Origin of the sequence: Actinomadura livida (genome assembly GCF_014648675.1) — a bacterium.
Lineage (GTDB): Bacteria > Actinomycetota > Actinomycetes > Streptosporangiales > Streptosporangiaceae > Spirillospora > Spirillospora livida.
This window is the reverse complement of sequence record NZ_BMRO01000003.1, coordinates 393,823-418,696: the sequence shown is the minus strand read 5'-3', so window position 1 is coordinate 418,696 and position 24,874 is coordinate 393,823. Positions and strand designations below refer to the sequence as shown.

The window sequence follows — 24,874 nt, the reverse complement described above, 5'->3', positions numbered from 1 at the left end:
GGCCCGCCGACATACCGGCGGCCACGGCGACGGACAGGAGGGCGGCGAGCAAGGGTCTGCGCATGGGGGCTCCTGGACGGCGGGCTGAGGGCGGGCTCCTGGGCGGGCTCGGGCGGCCCCGGTCGCGCCCTCCGGGACGAATCCGCCGCGCAAAGGGTGATCGTTCAGGGCGCCCCGATGGTTACCATCCGGGCATGGGCGTACAAGCAGTGATCTTCGACTGGGGCGGCACGCTGACCCCGTGGCACGACCTCGAACTGGCCGACATGTGGCGCGCGATCTGCTCCGCCCACCTCCCCCCGGACGACGTCGAGAAGGCCGCGGCGGCGCTCGCCGACGCGGAACTGGAGCTCTGGCGCCGCGGCACCGACGAGCACCGCAGCGCCACGCTCGCCGAGGCGTTCGAGATGGCCGGCGTCCAGCCCACCGAGGAGCTGCTGGCGACGCACTTCGAGACGTGGACCCCGCACACGCACACCGACCCCGCCGTCCCCGGCCTGTTCAACACCCTCCGCGAGCAGGGCATCCGGATCGGCGTCCTGTCGAACACCATCTGGTCCCGCGAGTGGCACGAGCGCGTCTTCGCCCGCGACGACGTCCTCGACCTGCTCGACGGCGCCGTCTACTCCAGCGAGATCCCCTGGACCAAGCCGCACGCCAACGCCTTCCGCGCCGCCATGGACGCCGTCGGCGCCACCGACCCCGCCTCCTGCGTGTTCGTCGGCGACCGGCCCTACGACGACATCCACGGCGCCAAGTCGGCCGGGCTCCGCGCGGTCCAGATCTGGCACCAGACCACCCACGCGTTCGAACGCCCCGGCCTCACCCCGCCCGACGCGGTGATTAACGGCCTGGACGAGCTGCTTCCCCACATCGAACGCTGGATCTAGGCGGGCGGCTTCTGGGCGGTGATCAGGTCGCGTGAGATGGCCTGGTCCACGCGGTGCCGGAAGCCGCGGTAGGCGTCGGAGCCCTGCACCTGGAGACCGCTGGAGGCGAGGATCTCCGCGATGTCCTCCCGGCGCCCCACGAAGGTGTTCCAGGAGATGCCGATCGCCCCGCCCGGACGGAGGAGCCGGGCCCATTCCGGCACGGCCGCGGCCAGTAGCTCGACCGGGCTCCGCGAAAGCTGCGGCTTCCCCTTGCCCGACGGCCGCCCGCCCTTGGGACGGCTGCCGTGCTGCACGCCGTACGGGGCGTCGGTGACGATCAGGTCGAAGGAGGCCGGGCGGAAGAACCGCCCGGCCTCCAGGGAGTCGGCGTGCACGACGGTGATCTCCATCGTCTCGCCGCCCTTGTAGCGCTCCTTCGACGCGCCGAGCGTGACGTGCAGGCGGCGTCCGACGACGGACTTCTCCCGCCGCACGTTGGCGACCTCCGCCCGGTGCTTGACCCGGTTGTTCTTCAGCCACGTCTTGATGAAGGCGGCGTAGGCGTCGAAGTCCTTGCCGTCGATGTCCATCCCGGCGGCGTCCAGGCCGTACATCACGGCCTGGTTGAGGGTGGTGCCGCGGCCGCACATGGGGTCGAGCACGCGGGGACGGCCGGTGACCAGGTCCATGGGGGAGTCGGCCGCCATGGCGGTGACGTTCAGCAGGAGCTTGGTGAAGTACTCGTTCGTCTTGCCGGAGTACTTCTGGATGGTGAGCAGGTCACTGCCGAACAGGTCGAGAGGCTTGAGCACGACCGGCCGCAGGAGGTCGCCCTCCATCTGGAACAGCGCGTAGAGCGACGACAGGTTCGACAGAAGCCGGATGTCCTGTTCCGTCAGGTCGTCGGCGGAGAACGTCACATACGGGACGCCCCCGATCTCCGTCTCCTCGATGTCCCGGACGCGCCCGCCCAGCGCCCGTTCACTGAACACCGCCAACTCGGCCTTCACCAGGCCGGCGGCGGCCTGTGCATAGACCCGGTTGTGGGAGGGGGAGACGAGAAGGCCGTACGCGGTCATCCGCTGGACATTAACAGCAGCGGCCGCCTCGGCGGCGCGGGTCACGACGAGAGCGGAGACCGCCGGAACGCGTTCCGGCGGTCTCGCACGGCCCATGTGCGGGCCGTTCCCTTCTCGGTCAGGCCGCCCGGGCGGGCCGCGCCTTCCCGCCGGCGGCGTCGGCCGCGGCGGGCAGGGCACGCCTTCCCGCCGGAAGCTCCGGCGTCGCCCCGTCGGTACCCCCGGCGGGGGCCTCCACCGGGGGCAGGTCGGGCAGATGGCGGGCGGCGGCGTTCAGCAGCCGCTGGACGCTGCTCCTGAGACTGGCGAGGTCGGCGCGCGCCACATCGGCCTGCGCCTGGGCCCGGCGCGCCTGGCGGCGTGCCGCGTCGCGCTCGGCCGCCAGCCGGGTCAGCTGTTCGTGGTAGGCGGCCCGCAGCTCGTCGAGAGCGTTTCCCTCCGGAACGTTGCTCATGCTGATCTGGACTCCTCCCCCGAGTGATCCCTCTGCAGGGACAAACGTCACTGATCGGACGCTTCCTTCCCGGGGTGCGGAAGATCACTCACCCGGCACGGGACGCGGCGACCGCGCCGCCGGCGGCAGCCCGGGGAACGCGTCCGCGGGCGCCGGGAGACCCGCCTTAGAACGCCAGGCGGCCGACCGCGCCCGGGCCCGCCGCGCGCCGTCCGCGGCGAAGGCCCGCAGGTCGGGGGAGGAGGCGCCGGCGAGGGCGACGTAGGCGGGCACGAGATCGTCCTCCAGCGCCGCCGCGAGCCGGGCCGCACTGCGGGCGGAGGTGACCTTGACGGGCAGCCGGTAGGCGGCCGCGCCGGCGACCGGTTCGGCGGGCTCCCCGGAGTCGCCGGACAGGATCGAGACCAGGGCGTCCCGCCGGGCGCGGTGGTCGTTCCAGACGGCCGTCGCCGTCATCCTGAGCGATCCGCGCAGGCGGGCGCCGAGCACCCCGTACCCGTAGACGGCCGCGTGCTCGGCCCCGAGCGCAGTCCGGACCGCCTCGGCACCGGACTTCGACCGGACGGGCGGAGGCTCGCCCGACGCGAGCATCGCGTGGCCCGCCTCGCAGGCGCCGATGCTGGCCAGCAGCTGCGCCAGCCCGGGGGCCGCCTTCGCCGCGTCGGCCGTCCGCGCCTGCGCCGCCCGGTCCTCCGCGTCGCGCAGCGCGTCCAGGACCCCGCCGCCGTCCGGGAGCGGGAGCGCGCTCGGCGCCGGGATCGCGCCGCCTTCGTCGGCCCGGTCGCCGGAACCGGGAACGTAGTGGCGCTTCAGCACGGCGAGGTGCTCGCGGTGATGGGCGAGGACGAGGTCCAGCCGCGCGGAGAGCGAGGCGTCCGCCGCCTTGGCCGCCTCGTAGGTGGCTACCAGGTTCTGCTCGGACGCGATCGCCCCGGCCAGCGTCGGCACGTCCTTGTGCGGGCGGGTCTCGGCGGCGCAGCCCGCCGCCGCCGGCAGGAGGAGCGCGGCGCCGCCCAGCACGGCGCCCCGGCCCAGCAGCGCGCGGCGGGACACGGCTCCCGGCAAGCGCGGCACGGCCTCTGGCAAGGGAGTCTCCTCACCCGACGGTGTGGTGGTGGCGGCCCGCTGCGGTCCCGGTCCCGGACGCGCCCATCAGGCCAGCTCAAGCATTCCATATCCGGCGCGCCGGTGACGCGTCCGAAAAACCGCCGCGGTCTCCGGCTGTCGATAGTCTTGAGTTGTCAACGGATGAGCGGCGACGCCCGCGACCGCAGGCGGACAACAACAGGAGGAGGGTCCCATGAGCGTCGAGTCCCGCGGTGGCCGCGCTCAAGGGGGGCGCGAGCAGGAGGGGCGACGGGCCCGGCAGGACCGGGGCCCGCGCGAGCACTCCGCGGCGCGCCCGGCGCGCGGCACCGCCGTCACCGAGCTGACCCGGCTACTCGCGCCGGCGGTGCGGAAGGCGGGCTTCGACCTGGAGGAGGTCGACGTGCGGCCCGCAGGGCGCCGCCGCCTGGTCAAGATCGTCGTGGACGGTGACGACGGGGTGGGCCTCGACGACGTCGCCCGGCTGAGCGAGACGGCCTCCGCCCTGCTCGACGAGTCCGACCTCATGGGGACCTCGCCCTACGTGCTGGAGGTGACCTCCCCCGGCGTCGACCGCCCTCTCACCGAGCCGCGGCACTGGCGCCGTGCCGTCGGCCGGCTGGTCGTCGCGCCGCTGGCCGAGGGAGGCCAGATCGAGGGCCGCGTGGTGGCGGCCGACGACGAGAGCGTCGAGATCGACGTCGTCCAGAAGCGCCGGGGCAAGGGAGCCGGGGCGAAGGGCGGCGGCGGGTCCGCCGGGTCCGGGACCCCCTCCGGCGGGTCCGGGGGGAAGCCGCGCCAGAAGGGAAAGACCCCCGGGACGGAGACCGTGCGGCGCCGGTTCCGCCTCGGCGAGCTGGGGCGCGGCCGCATGCAGGTGGAGTTCAAACCTCTTTCCGGGGGGTCTGCGGGGCAGCCCCCCCAGAAGGACTCGCCACTTGGGGCTGAGGGAACGCGTTCTCCGGCTGAGCCGGACTAGAGGGGGGAACCTCGTGGACATCGACATGACGGCCCTACGGGGCCTGGAGAGCGAGAAGGACATCTCGCTGGAGGTGGCCGTCAAGGCCATCGAGGACGCCCTGCTGATCGCCTACCACCGGACGGAGGGCGCGGCCGCGAAGGCGCGCGTCGAGCTGGACCGGCAGAGCGGGCACGTGACGGTCTGGGCGACCGAGACCGACGAGGAGGGCAACGCCCTCCGCGAGTACGACGACACCCCGACCGGATTCGGCCGCATCGCGGCGACCACCGCCAAGCAGGTCATCCTGCAGCGGCTGCGGGACGCCGAGGACGAGCTGACGTTCGGCGAGTACGCCGGCCGCGAGGGCGACATCGTCAGCGGCATCATCCAGCAGGGCAAGGACCCGCGGAACGTGCTGGTCGACCTCGGCAAGATCGAGGCCGTGCTGCCGCCGCAGGAGCAGGTCCCCGGCGAGCGCTACGACCACGGGGACCGCCTGCGCGCCTACGTGGTGCAGGTCCGCAAGGGGCACCGCGGCCCGTCGGTGCAGCTGTCGCGAACGCACCCGAACCTCGTGCGCAAGCTGTTCGCGCTGGAGGTCCCGGAGATCGCCGACGGGACGGTGGAGATCGCGGCCATCGCCCGCGAGGCCGGCCACCGCACCAAGATCGCGGTGCGCTCGCGCAAGGCGGGCGTGAACGCCAAGGGCGCCTGCATCGGCCCGCTCGGCAGCCGGGTCCGCAACGTGATGGCCGAGCTGCACGGCGAGAAGATCGACATCGTGGACTGGTCCGAGGACCCCGCGGAGTTCGTCGGGAATGCCCTGTCGCCCGCGCGGGTTTCCACTGTCGAGGTGGTCGACGCCGACGCCCGGGTCGCCCGGGTCGTCGTGCCCGACTACCAGCTGTCCCTCGCCATCGGCAAGGAGGGGCAGAACGCCCGTCTCGCCGCGCGGCTGACCGGCTGGCGGATCGACATCCGGTCCGACACCGAGCCGGAGCAGGCCGCCGCGAAGTCCGGCGAGACCGGCGATTCTGGATCTTCTGCTCCGGAGGCGCATGCGACCGGCCCCGCCGACGCGTCGGCGCGGTAGACTCATGAAACGTGGCCGGGCGGCCTCTATACGCACGTGTGTTGGCTGCCGGGTTCGCACGGTCAAATCCGGCTTGCTGCGCCTGGTGGTGGTCGAGGGCGTCATCGTCCCCGATCCCCATGGGCGGCTGCCGGGGCGGGGTGCGCATCTGCATCCCGACCTGGGATGCCTCGAGCTCGCAGAGCGACGTCGGGCGTTCCCGAGGGCGTTCCGCGTCCCGGGCCCGCTCGACGCCGGTGCGCTGCGAGCGCGGCTTGCGGCACACGCCGCGCGGCAGCAGGATGGCCAAATGGTAAGCGACGTCTAGTCGGAAGCAGGTCGAGATTGCTATGAGCGCTCGATGAGCACGCCGCGATGAGTACGGCAAGTTAGCGACGGTCCGGAGGCCGCACCCCCGGACCGAGTAGGGAGTGCAGTGGCGAAGGTCCGGGTTTATGAACTCGCCAAGGAGTTCGGTGTAGAGAGCAAGGTCGTCATGGCCAAGCTCCAGGAAATGGGCGAGTTCGTACGGTCGGCGTCCTCCACGATTGAGGCGCCGGTCGTTCGCAGGCTGACAGAAGCCTTCTCAAATTCTTCCTCCCCCAAGCAGGGGGACAAGCGGGCCGCGCCGAAGAAGCCTTCGGCGCCGCGGCCCGCCGCGCCGCGTCCGGGACCGTCCGGCGGCGGCGCATCCGATTCCCAGAGCGCCCGTCCGCAGGCCCCGCGGCCCGCGGCGCCGCGTCCGGCCGCGCCGCGGCCGGGCTCCGGCGGCCCGAGCGGCCCCGGCGGCCAGGGCGGCGCCCCGAAGCCGGGCCCGCGCCCGCCGGTCCCGCCGGCGCCGGGCACGCAGGTGGACGCCCCCGCGGCGCAGGGCCCGAGCGCCCCGCCCGCGGCCGGTCCCGCCGGTCCGGGCGGTTCCGCCTCCGGCGGCGCCGGAACCGGTACCGCCGGTCCCGGCGGCCGTGCGCCCGGCGGCCCGAAGCCGGGTCCCCGCGCGCCCAAGCCGGGCCCGCGTCCCGGCCCCCGCCCCGCGGGCGGCGGCCGCGGCCCCGGTGGCCCGCGTCCGGGCAACAACCCGTTCAGCTCCAACGCCAGCGGCATGGGCCAGGCGCCCAAGCCCGGCCCGCGCCCCGGTCCGCGTCCGGGCGCCGAGCGTCCCGACCGGGGTGACCGCCCCGGTGGCGACCGTCCCGGCGGCCCGCGTCCCGGTGGCCCGCGTCCCGGCGGTCCCGCCGGTGCCGGCGGCCCGCGTCCGAGCCCGGGCAGCATGCCGCCCCGGCCGGGCGGTCCGCGTCCGAGCCCGATGAACATGCCGTCCTCGCGGCCGGCCGCTCCCGGCCGGGGCGGTCCCGGCGGCGGCGGCGGTGGCGGCCGCGGTCCGGGCGGCGGTGGCCGCGGTCCGGGCGGCGGTGGCCGCGGGCCCGGTGGCGGCGGCCGTCCCGGCGGCGGCTTCGGCGGTCCCCGTACGGGTGCCGGCGGCCGTCCCGGCGGCGGCTTCGGTCCCCGTCCCGGTGGCGGCGGCCGCGGCCGCGGCGGTACGCAGGGCGCGTTCGGCCGTCCCGGAGGGCGTCCCGCACGCGGGCGCAAGTCGAAGCGGGCGCGTCGTCAAGAGTTCGAGAACATGCAGGCGCCCGCCGTCGGCGGTGTCTCGGCTCCGCGCGGCAACGGCAAGACGATCCGGCTGCCGCAGGGCGCGTCGCTGACCGACTTCGCCGAGAAGATCGGCGCCAACCCGGCGTCGCTCGTCGCGATCATGATGCACCTCGGCAAGATGGTCACCGCGACCCAGTCGGTCGACCCCGACGACCTGCAGGCCCTCGGGCTGGAGCTGGACTTCGACGTCCAGGTCGTCAGCCCCGAGGACGAGGACCGCGAGCTGCTCGAGTCGTTCGACATCGAGTACGGCGAGGACGAGGGCGGCGAGGAGAACCTGCTGCCCCGGCCGCCGGTGGTCACCGTCATGGGCCACGTCGACCACGGTAAGACCAAGCTGCTGGACGCCGTCCGGCACGCCAACGTGCAGGCCGGCGAGGCCGGCGGCATCACCCAGCACATCGGCGCCTACCAGGTCGAGACCGAGGTCGACGGCGAGGACCGCAAGATCACCTTCATCGACACCCCGGGTCACGAGGCGTTCACCGCCATGCGCGCCCGCGGTGCCGACACCACCGACCTGGTGGTGCTGGTGGTCGCCGCGGACGACGGCGTCAAGCCGCAGACCACCGAGGCGATCGACCACGCCACCGCGGCGGGGGTCCCGATCGTCGTCGCGGTCAACAAGATCGACGTCGAGGGCGCGGACCCGAACAAGGTCCGGGCACAGCTCACCGAGTACGGCCTGGTCGCCGAGGAGTTCGGCGGCTCGACCATCTTCGTGGACGTGTCGGCCAAGCAGCGCGAGAACATCGACGGGCTGCTGGAGGCGATCGTCCTGACCGCCGACGCCGAGCTCGACCTGAAGGCCAACCCCGACATGCCCGCCCAGGGCTCGGCCATCGAGGCCCACCTGGACAAGGGCCGGGGCGCCGTGGCGACCGTGCTGGTGCAGCGCGGCACGCTGCGGGTCGGCGACTCGATCGTCTGCGGCGTGGCCAACGGCCGCGTCCGGGCGATGCTCGACGAGAACGGCAACAACGTCACGGAGGCGGGCCCGTCCCGTCCGGTGATGGTGCTCGGCCTCGCGGCCGTGCCCGGTGCCGGGGACAACTTCCTGGTCGTCGACGACGACCGGGTCGCCCGGCAGATCGCCGACAAGCGGGTGGCGCGCAAGCGCAACGCCGAGCTGCTCAAGAGCCGCAAGAGCAACTCCCTCGAGGAACTGTTCAAGGACTTCCAGGAGGGCAAGCGGGAAGAGCTCCTGCTCATCCTCAAGGGCGACGTGTCCGGTTCGGTCGAGGCGCTGGAGGACTCGCTCCTCAAGATCGACGTGGGCGACGAGGTCAGCCTGCGGATCATCCGCCGCGGTGTCGGCGCGATCACGCAGGACGACGTCAACCTGTCGCTGGCGTCCGAGGAGGGCGCGGTCATCCTCGGCTTCAACGTGCGGCCGGAGCGCAACGCGCAGGAGCTGGCCGACCGCGAAGGCGTCGACATCCGGTACTACTCGATCATCTACCAGGCGATCGAGGAGATCGAGGCGGCCCTCAAGGGCATGCTCAAGCCGGAGTTCGAGGAGGTCCAGCTCGGCACCGCCGAGGTCCGGGAGATCTTCAAGGTCCCGCGGATCGGCAACGTCGCCGGGTCGATGGTCACCTCGGGCACGATCCAGCGCAACGCCAAGGCGCGGCTCGTCCGCGACGGCGTCGTGGTCGCCGACAACCTCACGGTGTCGTCGCTGCGCCGCTTCAAGGACGACGCCACCGAGGTCCGCGAGGGCTTCGAGTGCGGTATCGGCGTGGGCTACAACGACATCAAGCTCGGCGATGTCATCGAGTGCTTCGAGATGCGGGAGAAGCCCCGCACCTGAGCACCGGCGCGGGCTCGTCCGCGCGGTCCCGGTTCCGCCGGGGCCGCGCGGCCGGCCGGCCGTCTTCGACAAATGATCGTTTAATCAGGTGACACGACGCCAGGCGGATCTTCTAGCCTGGCGTCCGTCATGCCCGGCCCGTTCCGCCGCCGGCCGCCGCACCGGCCCCGGCGCGCGGCGCCGCGGGCCGGGAACACGGCGGGTGACCACCGTCGTTTCATCATCGAGAATGCCGAGGTGATCGACCAGGTGTACGTGGGTGCGCTGACGCTCGACCTGCTGCTGGGGGACGTCCAATCGCTGAAGCAGAAGCGGTCCGTCCTCCGGCCCATCATCGCCGAGGTGCAGAAGCACTTCCCGGCGGTGGCCGTCGCCGAGACCGGCGGCAACGACCTGTACCGCAGGGCGGAGATCGGGGTGGCGGTGGTGTCCGGCACCGCGGCCAACTGCACCCAGGTGCTGGACCGGTGCGAACGGCTGGTCGCCGGGCGGCCGGAGATCGAGCTGCTGTCCGCCCGGCAGCGGCTGTTCCATGATGAGGACTGAGCGGCGGGTCCGCCCCCCGCGGCGGCCGCAGGCCGGCCGAGACCGCTCGGCCCTCACCTAACCATAGAAAGGGAGTGCGATCATGGTGGACGCAGCTCGGGCGCGCAAGCTCGCCGACCGCATCCAGCAGATCGTGGCCGAGATGCTGGAGAGGCGGATCAAGGATCCGCGGCTCGGCTTCGTGACCGTGACGGACACCCGCATCACCAACGACCTGCGCGACGCGACCGTGTACTACACGGTGTACGGGTCCGACGGCGAGCGCGCGGAGACGGCCGCCGCGCTGGAGAGCGCCAAGGGCGTCATCAGGTCCGAGGTGGGCAGGAAGACCGGTGTCCGGCACACGCCCAGCATCACCTTCGTCATGGACTCCCTGATGGAGAACGCCGCCCACATCGACGACCTGCTGGCCAAGGCCCGCGCCAAGGACGCCGAGGTCGCGAAGGCGGCGCAGGGCGCGTCCCCGGCCGGTGAGGCCAACCCCTACCGGGTGCCCGGTTCCGACGACGACGAGGACGTCGACGACGACCTCACCGACGAGGACGCGGACGAGGACGACGAGGACTTCGACGGCCACGACATCGCGGAGGACGGTGAGGACGGCCGTCCCGGACGCCCGTCGTCGTGAGCGGGACGGAGAGGCGCGCGGAGGCACCGGGCGCCGGCCGCCCCGCGGAGTGGCTCCTGCACGACGCTGACGGCCATTCCGCGAGCGGCCACGACATCGTCCCGCGCGGCGTGGGCGGCGGGCTCGCCGGCGGACGTGGCGGCGGACTCGGCGGCGGCAGTCGTGGCGGCGGGCCCGTGCCGGCCCTGCCGCCGGAGCCCGCCGTGCCGTCCGAACCCCCAGGGCCGTCCGCGCCCCCGGTGCCGTCCGAACCCCCGGTGCCGTCCGAACCCCGGGGACCGCACGGCCGGGGCGCGCCCGTGGACTCCGCCGCCGCCGACCCGGGCTCCGACCCGGCGGGCGGGCCCGCCATGCAGGCCGCCGACCTGGAATGGGACCGGGCGGTCGAGCTGATCCGCGGTGCCGGAGAGGTCTGCCTGGCCTGCCATGTGGCGCCGGACGGCGACGCGCTCGGCTCCATGCTCGCGCTGGCGCAGGCCCTGCGCGCGCTGGGCAAACGCTGCCTGGCGTCCTTCGGCGAGCCGTTCGCGGTCCCGGCGATCCTGCGGTTCCTGCCCGGTCAGGAACTGCTGGTCGAACCGGCCCGGATGCCCGCCGCCCCGGGCCTGATGATCTCGCTGGACGCGGCCGGGCAGGCGCGGCTCGGCTCGCTCGCCGAGCCCGCGGCCCGCGCCGGCGCCCTCATCGTCGTCGACCACCACGCGTCCAACACCGACTTCGGCGGGGTGCGGCTGGTCGATCCGGACGCCGCCGCGACGGCGGTCCTGGTCGAGGAGCTGATCCGCCGGCTCGGCGTCCCGCTCGACCGCGACATCGCCCAGGGCCTGTACGCGGGGCTCGCCAGCGACACCGGCTCGTTCAAGTACCCGTGCACGACCCCCGAGGTCCACGACCTGGCGGGACGGCTGCTGACCGCGGGCGTCCGGCCCGAGGCGGTCAGCCGGGAGCTGTGGGACCGGGCGCCGTTCGGCTACCTCCAGGTCCTCGCGGGCGCGCTGGCGCGGGCCCGGCTGGAGCGCGACGCCGCGGGCGGGCGCGGCCTGGTCTGGACGACGATCGCGCGCTCCGACCGGGATGCCCGCGACGTCCCCTACGACCAGCTCGAAGGGGTCATCGACCAGCTCCGGCGCACCGACGAGGCCGAGGTCGCCGTCGTGTGCAAGGAGGACGACCGCGGCGACTGGTACGTCTCCACCCGCTCCAAGGGCTCGGTCGACGTCGGCCGCGCCTGCGTGGAGCTGGGCGGGGGCGGGCACCGCACCGCCGCCGCGTTCACCATGGGCGGCGAGCCCGCCTGCATCATCGACCGGCTGCGCGCCGCGCTGCGCGTGCCCGGAGACCGTGCCGACTGACCTTCTCGGAGCGCGTGTGGACAACTCGGATAACTCGGGGCTCGTCATCGTGGACAAGCCCGCCGGCTGGACCTCGCACGACGTGGTCGGCCGGATGCGGCGGCTGGCGAAGACCCGGCGCGTCGGGCACGCGGGGACGCTGGACCCGATGGCGACCGGCGTCCTCGTCCTCGGCATCGGCAGGGCGACCCGCCTGCTGGGGCATCTGGCGCTGACCGAGAAGGGCTACGACGCCACGATCCGGCTGGGGGAGTCGACCAACACCGACGACGCCGAGGGCGAGACCACCGCGACCGCGTCCGCCGCGCGAGTCGCCGACGAGGCCCTGCACGCGGGGATCGCGGAGCTGACCGGCCCCATCCGGCAGGTTCCGCCCCAGGTCAGCGCGATCAAGGTGAACGGGGAGCGGGCCTACAAGATGGCCCGCAAGGGCGAGGAGGTCGCCCTCACCGACCGGCCGGTGACCGTGCACGACTTCACGGTCACCGCGATCCGCCGCGACGGCGATGTGATCGACGTCGACGCGTCGATCGCCTGCTCGTCCGGCACCTACATCCGCGCGCTGGCGCGGGACCTCGGCGCGTCCCTCGGCTGCGGGGGCCATCTCACGGCGCTGCGCCGCACCCGCGTCGGGCCTTACGATCTCGGCATGGCGCGGACGCTCGACCGACTCGGCGAGAAGCTGGAGATCCTGCCGATGGCGGACGCCGTCGCCGCGGTGTTCCCGCGCCGGGACGTCTCCGCCGACGACGCCCGCAAGGTCGCGCACGGCGGCCGCCTCCCGGCGGCGGGTCTCGGCCCGGGTCCGGTGGGCGTCTTCGCGCCCGACGGCTCGCTGCTGGCCCTGGTCGAGGAGAAGGGCGGCGTCGCCAAGCCGCTGGCGGTCTTCGCGTCCTGACCGCCGCGCCGCCCACCGTGGTGCGCGTCACGGGACGAAAGCGGTGACGGCTGAACCTACGGTCAAGTAACCTACGTAACCGTAGGTTGGTTGGGTAGGAGGTGTCCGTGACCACTCTGAACGATCATCACCCCCCGGTGGCGTCCCCGACCCGCCCGCGGCTGCGCGGCTGGCTGCACATTGGCGCGTTCCCCGCGGTGCTCGTCGCCGGGCTGGTGCTCGTCGCGCTCGGCCCGAGCGTCCAGGCCAGGCTCGCGTCGGCGGTGTACGTGGCGACCTCGGCGATGCTGTTCGGGATCTCGGGCACGTACCACCGGCAGACCTCGCACCGGATCATCGAGATCCTGCGCCGCTTCGACCACGCCAACATCTACCTGATCATCGCCGGAACCTACACGCCGTTCGCGGTCCTCGCGCTGGAGGGCGGCGTGCGGGTCGCCGTCCTGGCCATCGTCTGGACGGGCGCCGTCGCGGGCGTCCTCTTCCGGACGCTCTGGGTCGAGGCCCCCCGCGCCCTCTACGTGACGCTCTACATCGTCCTGGGCTGGGTGGCGGTGCTCTTCCTGCCGCAGTTCCTGTCGGGCGCGGGCGTCGTCGCCTGCCTCATGGTCGCGACCGGCGGCATCTGCTACAGCGTCGGGGGAGTCGTGTACGGGCTGCGCCGCCCCAACCCCTCGCCGGACTGGTTCGGGTTCCACGAGGTCTTCCACGCCTGCACGCTCGCGGCCTACATCCTGCAGTACATCGCGGTATCCCTGGTCGTATACCAGTCGGGCTGACACGGGGACCCCCTGAATGCGACGGTGCCCGCCCTCGCATGGCACCCTTAAGGACGACAGCAAAGACCGGGCACGGACGTCCTACGCAGGGAGAGAATGGTGCGGCGCTGGAATGGCCTCGACGAGGTTCCCGCAGAGTGGGGCCGTTCAGTGATCACGATCGGCGTGTTCGACGGGGTCCACCGCGGACACCAGCGGATCGTGGGCACCGCCGTGGAGGAGGCCCGCCGCCGCGGCCTGCGCTCGGTGGTCATCACCTTCGACCCCCACCCCGACGAGGTCGTCCGCCCCGGCACCCATCCGCCGCTGCTCGCCGGCACCGGGCGCCGCATCGAGCTGCTGGAGGGCCTTGGCGCCGACGCCGTCGTGGTCGTGCCGTTCACTCTGGAACTGTCGAAGATGGCCCCCGACGACTTCGTCCAGTCGGTCCTGGTGGACCGCCTCCACGCGGCCCACGTGATCGTCGGCGAGGACTTCCGCTTCGGCCACAAGGCCAAGGGGGACGTCGCGCTCCTGCGGGAACTCGGCGACAAGTACGACTTCACGGCCGAGGGCATGCCGCTGGTGGCCAACGACGACACGATCTCCTCCACCTACATCCGCGGGCGGCTCGAAGCGGGCGAGGTCGAGGCGGCGGCGCGGGCGCTCGGCCGCCCGCACCGCGTCGAGGGCGTCGTCGTGCGCGGCCACCAGCGGGGCCGCGCGCTGGGCTTCCCCACGGCCAACCTCGAGACCCCGCCGCAGAGCGCGATCCCCGCGGACGGCGTCTACGCCGGCTGGCTGGTCTGCGACTCCGACCGCTACCCGGACTTCCGCTGGCCCGCCGCGATCTCCATCGGCACCAACCCGACGTTCGAGGGCGTGGAGCGCACCGTCGAGGCATACGCCCTGGACCGCGACGACCTGGACCTCTACGGCGAGCACATGGCCGTGGACTTCACCGCCCGCACCCGCGACACCCTGAAGTTCGACTCGGTCGAGGCCCTGGTAGACCAAATGCACCGAGACGTAGACAAGATCCGCGAAATCACGTCCTAAGCGCAACACTAGGCCCGGGTCGCCCGAAGCAGACCTCCACCGTCACGCGGGCGCGCGACCTGACCGGTGGGGCGAAGCCGAAGGCGAGCCCCACCGGGAAGATCGCGAAGCGATTCGCGCCCGCACAAGACCGGTCACGGAGCGAGCCGCCCGGCGAGCGCAGTGGGCCGGTCTTGCAAACCAACATGGTACGGTGAATAGTCGCCGGGAAGGGCCCCGGCGCGGCTGGCTGCACCCTCATGCGGCCCGCCACCCTCTTAACACGCACCATGCGGACCCGCACGCCCACCGGGCCCGGATCTGCGGGTGACGATTTCATCGAAGGAGCCACGTGTCGCTCGACACCGCCACGAAGAACCAGATCATCGCCGAGTACGCGACCACTGAGGGTGACACCGGATCGCCGGAGGTCCAGGTCGCGCTGCTGACGCGCCGCATCAACGATCTGACCGAGCACCTCAAGGAGCACAAGCACGACCACCACAGCCGCCGCGGCCTCCTGCTGCTGGTCGGCCGTCGTCGCCGCCTCCTGAAGTACCTCGCGAACAAGGACATCAACCGCTACCGGCAGCTGATCGAGCGCCTCGGCCTGCGCCGCTAGACGGGTGAGGGAGCGGCCCGCCGGGCCGCTCCCTCCGTTTATGCCGGGGCCCGGCCGTACGGGCCGGCCCCCGGCACACCGGCCGCCCGGGGCCGTGAAGCCGCGGGCGGGCCGCAAAACTGCAGACAAGCCTCGCGGACACCGCTGGTGCGGGCCGGTCCTCGGTAGTGGCTTCCGGATCCGTTCCGCCGCATCGGCGCGATCCTGGATCCGGGTGCTTCGATCGAAGACCGGCAGCGTACGAGACCAACGGGAAACGGCCGCGAGGACCGACATGGAACCCTGAGGAGGTTTCCCGTGACAGAAGCCGTGCGCATCGACGGTGCGCAGACCACCGAAGCCGTGATCGACAACGGCAGCTTCGGCACCCGCACCATCCGCTTCGAGACGGGCCGGCTGGCCCGCCAGGCCGCCGGTTCCGCCGTCGCCTACCTCGACGACGAGACGATGGTGCTGTCGGCGACGACGGCGTCCAAGAAGCCCAAGGAGAACCTGGACTTCTTCCCCCTGACCGTCGACGTCGAGGAGCGGATGTACGCGGCCGGCCGCATTCCCGGCTCGTTCTTCCGCCGCGAGGGCCGCCCGTCCGAGGACGCGATCCTCACCTGCCGGCTGATCGACCGGCCGCTGCGCCCGTCGTTCGCCAAGGGGCTGCGCAACGAGATCCAGGTCGTCGAGACGATCATGGCGCTGCACCCGGACCACCTGTACGACGTCGTGGCGATCAACGCCGCGTCGCTGTCCACGCAGCTGGCCGGGCTGCCGTTCTCCGGCCCGATCGGCGGCGTCCGCGTCGCGCTGATCGAGGGCCAGTGGGTCGGCTTCCCGACCCACCCCGAGCTGGAGCGCGCCACCTTCGACATGGTCGTGGCCGGCCGGGTCCTCGAGGACGGCGACGTCGCGATCATGATGGTCGAGGCGGAGTCCACCCGCGAGACCCTCAAGCTCGTCGGCGACGGCGCGACCGCGCCGACCGAGGAGACCATCGCCGAGGGCCTGGAGGCGGCCAAGCCGTTCATCAAGGTCCTGTGCAAGGCGCAGAGCGACCTCGCCGCCGTCGCCGCCAAGGAGACCGCCGAGTACCCGATCTTCCTGGACTACCAGGACGACGTGCTCGACGCCGTGACCGCGGAGGTCAGCGGCGACCTCGCGCAGGCGCTGACGATCGCCGGCAAGCAGGAGCGCGAGGCCCGGCTGGACGAGATCAAGGCCGCCGCCGCGGAGAAGCTCGCCCAGACGTTCGAGGGGCGCGAGAAGGAGATCTCCGCCGCCTACCGCGCGGTCACCAAGAAGCTGGTCCGCGAGCGGGTCGTCCGCGACGGGCTGCGCATCGACGGCCGCGGGCCGAAGGACATCCGCCAGCTGACCGCCGAGGCGCACGTCGTCCCGCGCGTGCACGGCTCGGCGATCTTCGAGCGCGGCGAGACCCAGATCCTGGGCGTGACCACGCTGAACATGCTCCGCATGGAGCAGATGATCGACACGCTGAACCCGGAGCGCACCAAGCGCTACATGCACAACTACAACTTCCCGCCGTACTCCACCGGGGAGACGGGCCGGGTCGGCTCGCCCAAGCGCCGCGAGATCGGGCACGGCGCGCTCGCCGAGCGCGCGCTGCTCCCGGTGCTGCCGACCCGCGAGGAGTTCCCGTACGCGATCCGGCAGGTGTCGGAGGCCCTCGGGTCCAACGGCTCCACCTCGATGGGGTCGGTGTGCGCGTCCACCATGTCGCTGCTGGACGCGGGCGTCCCGCTCAAGCAGATGGTGGCGGGCATCGCGATGGGCCTGATCCACGAGGGCGGCGAGTACGTGACCCTCACCGACATCCTCGGCGCCGAGGACGCGTTCGGCGACATGGACTTCAAGGTCGCCGGCACCCGCGACCTGATCACCGCGCTGCAGCTGGACACCAAGCTCGACGGCATCCCCGCCTCGGTGCTTGCCGCCGCGCTGCGGCAGGCCAAGGGCGCCCGGCTGGCGATCCTGGACGTCATGCAGGAGGCCATCGAGGCGCCCGCCGAGATGAGCCCGAACGCGCCGCGGATCATCACCATCAAGGTCCCGGTCGACAAGATCGGCGAGGTCATCGGCCCCAAGGGCAAGATGATCAACTCGATCCAGGACGACACCGGCGCCGACATCACGATCGAGGACGACGGCACGATCTACGTCGGGGCCACCGACGGCCCGTCCGCCGAGGCCGCGCGGCAGGCGATCAACTCGATCGCCAACCCGCACATGCCGGAGGTCGGCGAGCGGTTCCTCGGCACCGTCGTCAAGACCACCACGTTCGGCGCGTTCGTGTCGCTGCTGCCCGGCAAGGACGGCCTGCTGCACGTCTCGCAGATCCGCAAGCTGCACGGCGGCGCCCGGATCGAGAACGTCGAGGACGTGATGGGCGTCGGCGAGAAGATCCAGGTCGAGGTCACCGAGATCGACCAGCGCGGCAAGCTGTCGCTGGTGCCGGTCGAGGTCATCGAGAAGGAGGCCGAGAACGGCGCGGGCGACGGCGGTGCCGCGCCCGCCGCGCCCTCGGCGTCCGCCGACGACGAGTCCGGGGAGCGCCGCGACGACGGGGAGCGCCGCCCGCGGCGCCGCCGCACCCGCCGCGGCGGTGACGACACCGGCCAGCGCAACTCCTGACCGTGCCACCGACCGGCCGGGCACCCGCGAGGGTGCCCGGCCGGATCGTTCTCCATCGACGGAATGCGAGCGACACGTGACCCTGCCCGCGCGGGCGCAGGAGCCCGGCACCACCATCACGATCAACGGCGAGGGCGCCGGCACGGTGCGCCGCACCGTCCTGCCCGGGGGGCTGCGCGTCATCACCGAGGCGATGCCGACGGTGCGGTCCGCCGCGTTCGGCATCTGGTCGGCGGTCGGCTCCCGCGACGAGGCGCCCGCCGACGCCGGCGCGAGCCACTACCTGGAGCACGTCCTGTTCAAGGGCACGCGGCGGCGGTCCGCGCTGGACATCTCCGCGGCGATCGACACGGTCGGCGGCGACCTCAACGCGTTCACCGCCAAGGAGTACACCTGCTACTACGCGCGGGTCCTGGACTCCGACCTCCCGCTCGCCGTGGACGTCGTCTCCGACATGGTGGCGGAGTCGGTCAACCGCCCCGAGGACGTCGAGGCCGAGCGCGGCGTGATCCTCGAAGAGATCCACATGCGCGACGACGATCCCGGCGACCTCATCCATGACGAGTTCGCGACCGCGCTGTACGGCGACACCCCGCTGGGGCGGCCCATCCTCGGCAGCGAGGAGTCGATCAACGCGCTGTCCCGGGACCGGATCCACGGCTACTACCGGGAGCACTACGTCCCGGCCAACCTGGTGGTGTCGGTGGCGGGCAACATCGACCACGACGAGGTCGTCCGGCTGGTGTCCCGCGCGTTCGAGGGGCACCTGACCGGCGACGCCGTGCCCACCGCGCCCCGGGTGGACGGCGCGCCCGCCCCCGTCGACCCGCGCACCGTGGTGATCGACAAGGACACCGAGCAGGCGCACATCATCCTCGGCGGGGCCGGCGTGTCCCGCACCGACGACCGCCGGTTCGCGCTCGGGGTGCTGAACGCGGCGCTGGGCGGCGGCATGTCGTCCCGCCTGTTCCAGGAGATCCGCGAGAAGCGCGGGCTCGCCTACTCCGTCTACAGCTACACCGCGCAGTACGCCGACTCCGGCATCTTCGGCGTCTACGCGGGCTGCCAGCCCGGCAAGGCCGAGGAGGTCCTGTCGATCTGCCGCGACGAGGTGGCCAAGGCAGCCGCGGAGTCCCTCACCGAGGAGGAGCTGGAGCGCGGCAAGGGACAGCTGCGCGGCGCGATGGTCCTCGGTCTCGAGGACACGGGGTCGCGGATGAGCCGCATCGGCAAGAGCGAGCTGGTGTACGAGTCGCTGCTGCCCGTGGACGAGGTGCTCGCCCGCATCGAGGCCGTCACCCTGGACGACGTCCGCGCCGTGGCCGGCGAGGTCCTCGCCGACCCGCAGGCCCTCACCGTGATCGGCCCGGTCGGGGACCGCCTCGGCTGACCGGGGGCGCCGGGGCCGGGGCGGGCGTGTACGGGACCGTCCGCGGGCGGGTAGGTTCCGGGGGATGAAGATCCTCATCAGGCTTGTCATCTCCGCGGTCGCGCTGTGGGCGGCCGAGATGCTCGTGGACGGCGTCGAGCTGACCGCCGGCGACACGGCGGAGCGGGTGCTGACGCTGCTCGCGGTCGCCGCGATCTTCGGCATCGTCAACGCCGTGCTCAAGCCGATCATCAAGGTCCTGGGCTGCGCGTTCTACGTCCTGACCCTCGGCCTGTTCGCGCTGCTGGTGAACGCGGGGCTGCTCATGCTGACGAGCTGGCTGGCCGGCGAGCTGGATCTCCCCTTCCACGTCGAGTGGTTCTGGCCCGCGTTCTGGGGCGCGATCATCGTCGGCGTCGTCGGCTGGCTGCTCAACCTGTTCGTCTCGGACGACGACTGATTGCAAAGCGGACTGAGGTCCGTTAATCTCCGGGAAGTAATCGGACTCTGGTCCGCATGCCTTCTCCGAGGGGATCCTCATGTCACGCCTGCTGCACATCTCCGCCTCGCCCCGGGGCGGCGCGTCCGAGTCGCTGGCCATCGCCGGGACGTTCCTGGACGCCTACCGCGAGACCCACGGCGACGTCGTCGACCACTTCGACCTGTGGGACGGGACCCTGCCCGCGTTCGGCCCGGCGGGAGCCGGCGCCAAGATGACCGTCTTCGCCGGCGAGGACCCCGCGGGGGAGCAGGCCGCCGCCTGGCGGGCCGCCCGCGGGGTCTTCGAACGCTTCGACTCCTACGACCGCTACCTGTTCAGCGTCCCGATGTGGAACTCCAGCGTCCCGTACGTGCTGAAGCAGTTCATCGACGTCGTGTCACAGCCCGGCTGGGTCTTCTCCTTCGACCCCGAGGCCGGGTACACGGGCCTGCTGAGCGGCAAGAAGGCGGCCGTCGTCTACACCAGCGCGGTATACGGCGCCGGCCGCCCGCCCGCGTTCGGCACCGACCACCAGGCGCCGTTCCTGGAGGGCTGGCTGCGCTGGGCAGGGGTCACCGACCTCAGCACGATCGAGTTCCGGCCGAACCTCGCGACCGCCGACGCCGAGACCGGGCGCCGCACCGCGCACGCCGAAGCGCGCGAACTGGGAAAGCGCTTCTGACGATAGGCTCGGGCGGGACGCGAACCGGGAGGAAGACGTGATCAAGGTCGGGGTGCTGGGGGCCCGGGGCCGCATGGGCGCCGAGGTCTGCCGCGCGGTGCAGGGGGCCGGCGACATGGAGCTCGTCGCCGCCGTCGACGAGGGCGACGCGCTCGACGCGCTGACCGCCGCCGAGGTCGTCGTCGACTTCACCCACCCCGGCGTCGTCATGGACAACCTCAAGTGGTGCGTCGAGCACGGCCTGCACGCCGTCGTCGGCACCAGCGGCTTCGACCCGTCCCGCCTCGACACCGTGCGGTCCTGGCTGACCGACGACTCGACGGGCAACGTCCTGATCGCCCCCAACTTCGGCATCGGCGCCGTCCTGATGATGCACTTCGCGCAGAAGGCGGCACCGTTCTTCGACTCCGTCGAGATCGTAGAGACGCACCACCCGAACAAGGTCGACGCCCCGTCCGGCACCGCCTACCGCACCGCCGAGCTGGTGGCCGCCGCCCGCGCCGAGGCGGGCACGCCCCCGCCCCCGGACGCCACCACCACCGAGGTCGCGGGCGCGCGCGGCGCCGACGTGGACGGCGTCCGCGTGCACGCCGTCCGGCTCTCCGGCGCCATCGCCCACCAGGAGGTCGTCCTCGGCGGCCACGGCGAGATCTTCACCATCCGGCACGACGCGATGGACCGCGAGTCGTTCATGCCGGGCGTCCTCCTCGCCGTCCGCAAGGTCCCGGAGCTCGACCGCCTCACCCTCGGCATCGAGACCCTCCTCGGCCTCTGATGGACTTCGCCGGCGAACCCTGGGACTACCTCGCCGCCTCCGAGGCGATCGACATCGAGCACCCGCTCGTCCAGTCGATCGCCTCGGAGCTGCGCACCGGCGACGACATCGCCTACGCGCACGCGGCCTTCGACCACGTCCGGGACCGGGTCGCCCACTCCATGGACGCCGGCGACCCCCGCGTCCCCTGGCGCGCCTCCGACGTCCTCGACCAGCGAACCGGCCTCTGCTACGCCAAGTCGCACGCCTACGTCGCCCTCCTGCGCGCGGGCGGCGTCCAGGCGGGCCTGTGCTACCAGCGCTGCTCGGGCGTCCTGCACGGCCTCACCGCCGTCCTGGTCGACGACCGCTGGGTCTACCTCGACCCGCGGGGCAACAAGCCCGGCGTGGACGTCCGGTTCTCCGCGTCGGAGAACCGCCTCGCCTACCCCGGCGACCCGGTCGACCCCACCGTCCATGCCGCGCCGCCCCCGCACGTCCTGGAAGCCCTGAAGGAGATGCGCACTCCCTCGGCGCTCCCCGCCGCGTGAGGACGGCCCTGAGCGGGACGGCCTTGTGCGCCGGTCGCGGTGGGCTTAGCGTTCGGCGGATGGACGCCAAGCTCGCGCGGGACATGTGGAAGGTCGTCGAGCCGCTGCACGCGGTGACGTACTTCTCGGAGGAGTGCCGGACGGCGAACAAGGAGGCCGGCCTCAAGGGCTACTGGATGGGCTACTTCGGCAGCCGGGGCGCGCCGCTCGGGGCCGTGTCCGCCGGGGCGATCGAGGCGACGTTCTTCGGCTTCCATCCGGCGCGGGTCCGGCGGGCCGTCCCGGACGCGTGGGGGTTCGCGCCGCCGGAGCGCATCCTGGCGGTGCGGGGCGAGGCGGCGGCGCGGGCGATGCGCAGGGCCTTCCCCGGCATCGAGGACGTCGCGGCCGCCGCGGCGCCGCGGCTGCACGAGGCCGTGCTGGCGGCGGACGGCGGAGGGCGCGCGCTCTTCGCCGCCAACCGCGGCCTGCCCGTCCCGGACGACCCCGTGGAGGCGCTCTGGCAGGCGGCGACGGCGCTGCGGGAGCACCGCGGCGACGGGCACGTCGCCCTCCTCGTCGCGGAAGGGCTCAGCGGCCTGGAGGCGAACGTCCTGGCGTCCGCCGTCGGGACGGTCTCGGGGGAGTGGCTGCGGGAGAGCCGCGGCTGGTCACCGGAGGAGTGGGACGCGGCGGCCGGCGCGCTGGCCGAGCGCGGCCTGCTGGCGGACGGGGAGGCCACCGAGGAGGGGAAGGCGCTGAGAGCGCGCATCGAGCGGCTCACCGACGAACTCGCCGCACCTCCGTACGACGTCCTGGACGCACCCGAGGCGCTCCACGAGGCGCTCGTCCCTGCGGCGATGGCGCTGGCGAACGAGATGCCCTTCCCCAACCCGATCGGCCTGCCCCGCCTCAGGCGGTCGTAGGCCACCGGCCGTCCGTCCGGCTCCGGCGACCCGGGGTCACCGCGAGGCGGGCGGGAGGGCGAAGCCGTGTTTGTGGAACACGGCCTGGGCGGGCGCGGTGGTCAGCCATGCGACGAAGGCGTCCGCCTCTTCCTGGTGGTCGGTGTCCCGGACGGTAGCGGCGGCGAAGGCCGCGGTGACGTTCAGGTCCGCAGGGATCGGGACGCTGCTCACGGCGATGCCCGCAGAGCGCAGGTCGGTGAGGAAGACGAGCCCCGCGTCCGCCTCGCCGGCCCGCACCCGGTCGAGCACGGCCCGCGCGCTGATCACCTTCGAGCTGGACCGGACGGTCAGGCCCGCCTTCGTGAAGACCTGGCCCGTGTAGCGGCCGACCGGGACGGTCTCGGCGCCGACGACCACCCGCAGCCTCGGCCCGGCGAGGTCGGACAGGCCGCGGATGCGGTAGGGGTTGCCGGGGCCGACGGCGATCGTGAGCGAGTCGTGGGCGACGACCCGGCGGCGTCCCACCAGGTAGTCGTCGGCTTCTTTCATGCTCGTCATGTCCGCGGTCACGAGGACGTCGCCCCGGTCCTGGCCGGTCAGCCGGTCGGCCATCTCGGGCATGGCGCCGAACTCGAACCGCAGCCGCACCCCGGGATGCGCGTGCCGGTACGCCGTCCCCATCTCGCCGAACACCTCCTTCATCGACGAGGTCGCCAGGACGGTGAGCGTCGCCGGCCTGGAGGAGCCGCCGCAGCCCGCGCCGAGCACGGGAAGGAGGAGCGCGAGGGACGCGAGGGGCGCGGTGGACGCGCGGAGACGCCGCCGACGGGGGGAATCGGGCATATGGCGTCATCCTAAGGTCGGCGCCCCCGGGGTCGCGGGATTCGGCCTGGCGTGTCAGTGGCCCGCACTAGTGTTTCCGGCAACTGGAGATCACTTCCGCGGAGGCCCGACGATGTCCCTCGACCTGCTGGAGATGCTGCCCGGTGACTGGCGGCGGCGGCTCGACCCGCTGCTCGACCCGCTCGCCACCGCCGCGCTGGGCGCGTTCGTCGCGGGGGAGTACGAGGCGCAGACCGTCTACCCGCCGCGCGAGGACCTGTTCAGCGCGTTCCGGCACTGCTCGTTCGACGACGCCCGCGTCCTGATCCTCGGGCAGGACCCGTACCACGGCCCCGGGCAGGCGCACGGGCTCAGCTTCAGCGTGCGCGACGGGGTGCGGCTGCCTCCGTCGCTGCGCAACATCTACAAGGAGCTGGCCACCGACCTCGACGTGCCGGTGGCGAAGTCCGGTGACCTGACCCGGTGGGCAGACCAGGGCGTACTGCTGCTGAACGCGGTGCTGACCGTCCGCGGCGGCGAGGCGGGGTCGCATGCCGGCAAAGGCTGGGAGGACTTCACCGACGCCGCGATCCGCGCGCTGAACGACAAGTCCGACCGCGTGGTGTTCGTGCTCTGGGGCGCCTACGCGCGCAAGAAGGCGCGCCTGATCACCGGGGCGCACCACACGGTGATCGAGTCGGCGCACCCGAGCCCGCTCAGCGCCAAGAAGTTCTTCGGGACGCGCCCGTTCAGCGCCGCCAACAAGGCCCTGGTCGACGCCGGCCTCCCCGAGATCGACTGGGGGTAGGCCCGCGGGCGGCGCGGTCCGTGCCCGGCGTCAGAGCGCCAGGCCGACGGCCAGCAGGACGCCGTAGGCGATCTGGAGTCGCCCGGTCTCGCCCAGCACCGGGACCAGGTCGGCGCCGGTCGCGCCGCCCAGCACCTTCTGCGTGGGCGGCAGCGAGAGCGGCGCCGCGAGCAGGGTGATCAGCACCCACGGGCGCGGCGCCGCCAGGGCCAGCACGAACATGAACGGCAGCGCGGTGCACGCCGCGTACAGGATCCGGGTCCGGGGGTCGCCGAGGAGGACGGCGAGGGTCCGCTTGCCCGACTCGCGGTCGGTGGGGATGTCGCGCAGGTTGTTGGCGACGAGCAGCCCGCACGCCAGCAGCCCGATCGGCACGGCCGCCGCCCACGCCACCCACGGCAGCGCCTCGACCTGCACGTACACCGTCCCGACGACGGCGACGAGGCCGAAGAACACGAACACCGACACCTCGCCGAGCGCCCGGTAGCCGTACGGGGTGCCGCCGCCCGTGTAGAACCAGGCCGCGAGGATCGCCAGCGCGCCGACAAGCAGCAGCCACCACGTCGTCACGGCGGCGAGCACGAGGCCGGCGACGGCGGCGGCGAGGAAGCTGCCGAGCGCGGCGGCGAGGACCTGCTTCGGCGGCGCCGCCTTCGACCCGACGAGGCGGAGCGGGCCGACGCGGTCCTCGTCGGTGCCGCGGACGCCGTCGCTGTAGTCGTTGGAGTAGTTCACCCCGATCTGCAGCACGAGGGCGACGAACGCGGCGAGCAGGGCGCGCCACCAGACGGCCCCGCCCTCTCCGGCGGCGACGCCGGTGCCGACGACGACGGGGACGAGGGACGCGGGCAGGGTGCGGGGCCGGGATCCGGCGACCCATTGGGAGAGCGTGGCCACAGTTACCGCTTGTTCTCGTGGGACGACAGGGGGACTAGCGCGTCGATTCTCGCCGATGATCACCGCCGGGGCGCAGCCGCAGCGACATGGCGAGTCCGAGCGCGAGGATCGCCGCCGTGGTGAGCGAGGCGTGCCGGGTGGCGGCGGC

At 73.0% G+C, this 24,874-nt stretch carries 24 protein-coding genes and 1 pseudogene; 20 read left to right on the top strand and 5 right to left on the bottom strand.

Annotated elements, in window-relative coordinates; genetic code table 11:
- Positions 1-194: 194 nt before the first annotated feature.
- Positions 195-890, top strand: coding sequence for an HAD family hydrolase (locus tag IEZ03_RS08580; protein ID WP_184886867.1), 696 nt, complete (start codon positions 195-197; stop codon positions 888-890).
- Here the strand turns inward: IEZ03_RS08580 and IEZ03_RS08575 are convergent.
- The 3 genes from IEZ03_RS08575 to IEZ03_RS37705 all read right to left on the bottom strand — a co-directional run bounded on the left by IEZ03_RS08575 (position 887) and on the right by IEZ03_RS37705 (position 3,491).
- Positions 887-2,047 carry a TRM11 family SAM-dependent methyltransferase gene (locus IEZ03_RS08575; protein WP_229808147.1) on the bottom strand — a complete coding sequence of 387 codons (1,161 nt, stop codon included), beginning with the start codon at positions 2,045-2,047 and terminating at the stop codon, positions 887-889. The two genes, IEZ03_RS08580 and IEZ03_RS08575, sit on opposite strands and share 4 nt — an antisense overlap.
- A gap of 22 nt (positions 2,048-2,069) precedes the next feature.
- Positions 2,070-2,405: a hypothetical protein gene (locus tag IEZ03_RS08570; protein WP_184886864.1), complete on the bottom strand. Its 336-nt coding sequence runs from the start codon at positions 2,403-2,405 to the stop codon at positions 2,070-2,072.
- A gap of 84 nt (positions 2,406-2,489) precedes the next feature.
- Positions 2,490-3,491 (bottom strand): DUF4439 domain-containing protein, encoded by a 1,002-nt coding sequence (locus IEZ03_RS37705; protein ID WP_229808146.1) that lies wholly within the window; start codon positions 3,489-3,491, stop codon positions 2,490-2,492.
- 318 nt (positions 3,492-3,809) lie between these two features.
- Here IEZ03_RS37705 and rimP point away from each other — a divergent pair.
- The 18 genes and pseudogenes from rimP to IEZ03_RS08475 all read left to right on the top strand — a co-directional run.
- A pseudogene (rimP, locus tag IEZ03_RS08560) lies at positions 3,810-4,470 on the top strand (ribosome maturation factor RimP); the annotation flags it as partial.
- A gap of 25 nt (positions 4,471-4,495) precedes the next feature.
- On the top strand, positions 4,496-5,545 hold the full coding sequence (nusA, locus tag IEZ03_RS08555) for a transcription termination factor NusA (RefSeq protein ID WP_184886860.1): 1,050 nt from the start codon (positions 4,496-4,498) through the stop codon (positions 5,543-5,545).
- Positions 5,511-5,852, top strand: coding sequence for a YlxR family protein (locus IEZ03_RS08550; protein ID WP_308427953.1), 342 nt, complete (start codon positions 5,511-5,513; stop codon positions 5,850-5,852). The genes nusA and IEZ03_RS08550 overlap by 35 nt, the downstream gene beginning before the upstream one ends.
- A 108-nt stretch (positions 5,853-5,960) precedes the next feature.
- The gene (gene infB / locus IEZ03_RS08545; RefSeq protein ID WP_184886856.1) at positions 5,961-8,990 is read left to right on the top strand and encodes a translation initiation factor IF-2; all 3,030 of its coding nucleotides are present in this window, start codon (positions 5,961-5,963) and stop codon (positions 8,988-8,990) included.
- A gap of 237 nt (positions 8,991-9,227) precedes the next feature.
- The gene (locus tag IEZ03_RS08540) at positions 9,228-9,536 is read left to right on the top strand and encodes a DUF503 domain-containing protein (protein ID WP_229808145.1); all 309 of its coding nucleotides are present in this window, start codon (positions 9,228-9,230) and stop codon (positions 9,534-9,536) included.
- Between the two features lie 82 nt (positions 9,537-9,618).
- Positions 9,619-10,164: a 30S ribosome-binding factor RbfA gene (rbfA, locus tag IEZ03_RS08535; RefSeq protein ID WP_184886854.1), complete on the top strand. Its 546-nt coding sequence runs from the start codon at positions 9,619-9,621 to the stop codon at positions 10,162-10,164.
- Complete coding sequence (locus IEZ03_RS08530; RefSeq protein ID WP_229808144.1) at positions 10,161-11,516, top strand: DHH family phosphoesterase; 1,356 nt, start codon at positions 10,161-10,163, stop codon at positions 11,514-11,516. The genes rbfA and IEZ03_RS08530 overlap by 4 nt, the downstream gene beginning before the upstream one ends.
- A 16-nt stretch (positions 11,517-11,532) precedes the next feature.
- On the top strand, positions 11,533-12,414 hold the full coding sequence (gene truB, locus IEZ03_RS08525) for a tRNA pseudouridine(55) synthase TruB (RefSeq protein ID WP_184886851.1): 882 nt from the start codon (positions 11,533-11,535) through the stop codon (positions 12,412-12,414).
- A 107-nt stretch (positions 12,415-12,521) separates the two neighbouring features.
- The gene (gene trhA / locus IEZ03_RS08520; RefSeq protein WP_229808143.1) at positions 12,522-13,193 is read left to right on the top strand and encodes a PAQR family membrane homeostasis protein TrhA; all 672 of its coding nucleotides are present in this window, start codon (positions 12,522-12,524) and stop codon (positions 13,191-13,193) included.
- Positions 13,194-13,292: 99 nt separating this feature from the next.
- On the top strand, positions 13,293-14,231 hold the full coding sequence (locus IEZ03_RS08515) for a bifunctional riboflavin kinase/FAD synthetase (RefSeq protein WP_184886849.1): 939 nt from the start codon (positions 13,293-13,295) through the stop codon (positions 14,229-14,231).
- 331 nt (positions 14,232-14,562) lie between these two features.
- Positions 14,563-14,832 carry a 30S ribosomal protein S15 gene (gene rpsO / locus IEZ03_RS08510; RefSeq protein WP_067792110.1) on the top strand — a complete coding sequence of 90 codons (270 nt, stop codon included), beginning with the start codon at positions 14,563-14,565 and terminating at the stop codon, positions 14,830-14,832.
- 297 nt (positions 14,833-15,129) lie between these two features.
- On the top strand, positions 15,130-17,475 hold the full coding sequence (locus tag IEZ03_RS08505; RefSeq protein WP_373293557.1) for a polyribonucleotide nucleotidyltransferase: 2,346 nt from the start codon (positions 15,130-15,132) through the stop codon (positions 17,473-17,475).
- 76 nt (positions 17,476-17,551) lie between these two features.
- The gene (locus IEZ03_RS08500; protein WP_184886845.1) at positions 17,552-18,865 is read left to right on the top strand and encodes a M16 family metallopeptidase; all 1,314 of its coding nucleotides are present in this window, start codon (positions 17,552-17,554) and stop codon (positions 18,863-18,865) included.
- A gap of 64 nt (positions 18,866-18,929) precedes the next feature.
- On the top strand, positions 18,930-19,304 hold the full coding sequence (locus IEZ03_RS08495; protein ID WP_132042854.1) for a phage holin family protein: 375 nt from the start codon (positions 18,930-18,932) through the stop codon (positions 19,302-19,304).
- 79 nt (positions 19,305-19,383) lie between these two features.
- On the top strand, positions 19,384-20,007 hold the full coding sequence (locus tag IEZ03_RS08490; protein ID WP_184886843.1) for an FMN-dependent NADH-azoreductase: 624 nt from the start codon (positions 19,384-19,386) through the stop codon (positions 20,005-20,007).
- 37 nt (positions 20,008-20,044) lie between these two features.
- Positions 20,045-20,782, top strand: coding sequence for a 4-hydroxy-tetrahydrodipicolinate reductase (gene dapB / locus IEZ03_RS08485; RefSeq protein WP_184886840.1), 738 nt, complete (start codon positions 20,045-20,047; stop codon positions 20,780-20,782).
- A complete protein-coding gene (locus tag IEZ03_RS08480; RefSeq protein ID WP_184886838.1) occupies positions 20,782-21,312 on the top strand; it encodes a transglutaminase-like domain-containing protein in 531 nt (176 codons plus the stop codon). Before dapB ends, IEZ03_RS08480 begins: the two co-directional genes overlap by 1 nt.
- A gap of 59 nt (positions 21,313-21,371) precedes the next feature.
- The gene (locus IEZ03_RS08475; RefSeq protein ID WP_184886835.1) at positions 21,372-22,217 is read left to right on the top strand and encodes an SCO6745 family protein; all 846 of its coding nucleotides are present in this window, start codon (positions 21,372-21,374) and stop codon (positions 22,215-22,217) included.
- A 36-nt stretch (positions 22,218-22,253) separates the two neighbouring features.
- Here the strand turns inward: IEZ03_RS08475 and modA are convergent, their stop codons facing one another.
- Entirely contained in the window at positions 22,254-23,042 is a 789-nt protein-coding gene (gene modA / locus IEZ03_RS08470) for a molybdate ABC transporter substrate-binding protein (RefSeq protein WP_184886833.1), read from the bottom strand.
- A 112-nt stretch (positions 23,043-23,154) separates the two neighbouring features.
- Here modA and IEZ03_RS08465 point away from each other — a divergent pair, with 112 nt between their 5' ends.
- Positions 23,155-23,829, top strand: a complete 675-nt coding sequence (locus IEZ03_RS08465; protein WP_184886831.1) for a uracil-DNA glycosylase — start codon at positions 23,155-23,157, stop codon at positions 23,827-23,829.
- Positions 23,830-23,859: 30 nt separating this feature from the next.
- Here IEZ03_RS08465 and IEZ03_RS08460 read toward each other — a convergent pair whose 3' ends face one another.
- Positions 23,860-24,726, bottom strand: coding sequence for a 1,4-dihydroxy-2-naphthoate polyprenyltransferase (locus tag IEZ03_RS08460; protein ID WP_184886829.1), 867 nt, complete (start codon positions 24,724-24,726; stop codon positions 23,860-23,862).
- Positions 24,727-24,874: the final 148 nt, after the last annotated feature.

What these genes read in the sequence shown, in the direction of transcription:
- IEZ03_RS08575 (WP_229808147.1), bottom strand. Translation starts at nt 2,047, where the DNA reads ATGGGCCGTGCGAGACCGCCGGAACGCGTTCCGGCGGTCTCCGCTCTC.
- IEZ03_RS08580 (WP_184886867.1), top strand. Translation starts at nt 195, where the DNA reads ATGGGCGTACAAGCAGTGATCTTCGACTGGGGCGGCACGCTGACCCCG.
- nusA (WP_184886860.1), top strand. Translation starts at nt 4,496, where the DNA reads ATGACGGCCCTACGGGGCCTGGAGAGCGAGAAGGACATCTCGCTGGAG.
- rbfA (WP_184886854.1), top strand. Translation starts at nt 9,619, where the DNA reads ATGGTGGACGCAGCTCGGGCGCGCAAGCTCGCCGACCGCATCCAGCAG.
- IEZ03_RS08495 (WP_132042854.1), top strand. Translation starts at nt 18,930, where the DNA reads ATGAAGATCCTCATCAGGCTTGTCATCTCCGCGGTCGCGCTGTGGGCG.
- IEZ03_RS08480 (WP_184886838.1), top strand. Translation starts at nt 20,782, where the DNA reads ATGGACTTCGCCGGCGAACCCTGGGACTACCTCGCCGCCTCCGAGGCG.
- IEZ03_RS08475 (WP_184886835.1), top strand. Translation starts at nt 21,372, where the DNA reads ATGGACGCCAAGCTCGCGCGGGACATGTGGAAGGTCGTCGAGCCGCTG.
- modA (WP_184886833.1), bottom strand. Translation starts at nt 23,042, where the DNA reads ATGCCCGATTCCCCCCGTCGGCGGCGTCTCCGCGCGTCCACCGCGCCC.
- IEZ03_RS08550 (WP_308427953.1), top strand. Translation starts at nt 5,511, where the DNA reads ATGCGACCGGCCCCGCCGACGCGTCGGCGCGGTAGACTCATGAAACGT.
- IEZ03_RS08465 (WP_184886831.1), top strand. Translation starts at nt 23,155, where the DNA reads ATGTCCCTCGACCTGCTGGAGATGCTGCCCGGTGACTGGCGGCGGCGG.
- IEZ03_RS08570 (WP_184886864.1), bottom strand. Translation starts at nt 2,405, where the DNA reads ATGAGCAACGTTCCGGAGGGAAACGCTCTCGACGAGCTGCGGGCCGCC.
- IEZ03_RS08490 (WP_184886843.1), top strand. Translation starts at nt 19,384, where the DNA reads ATGTCACGCCTGCTGCACATCTCCGCCTCGCCCCGGGGCGGCGCGTCC.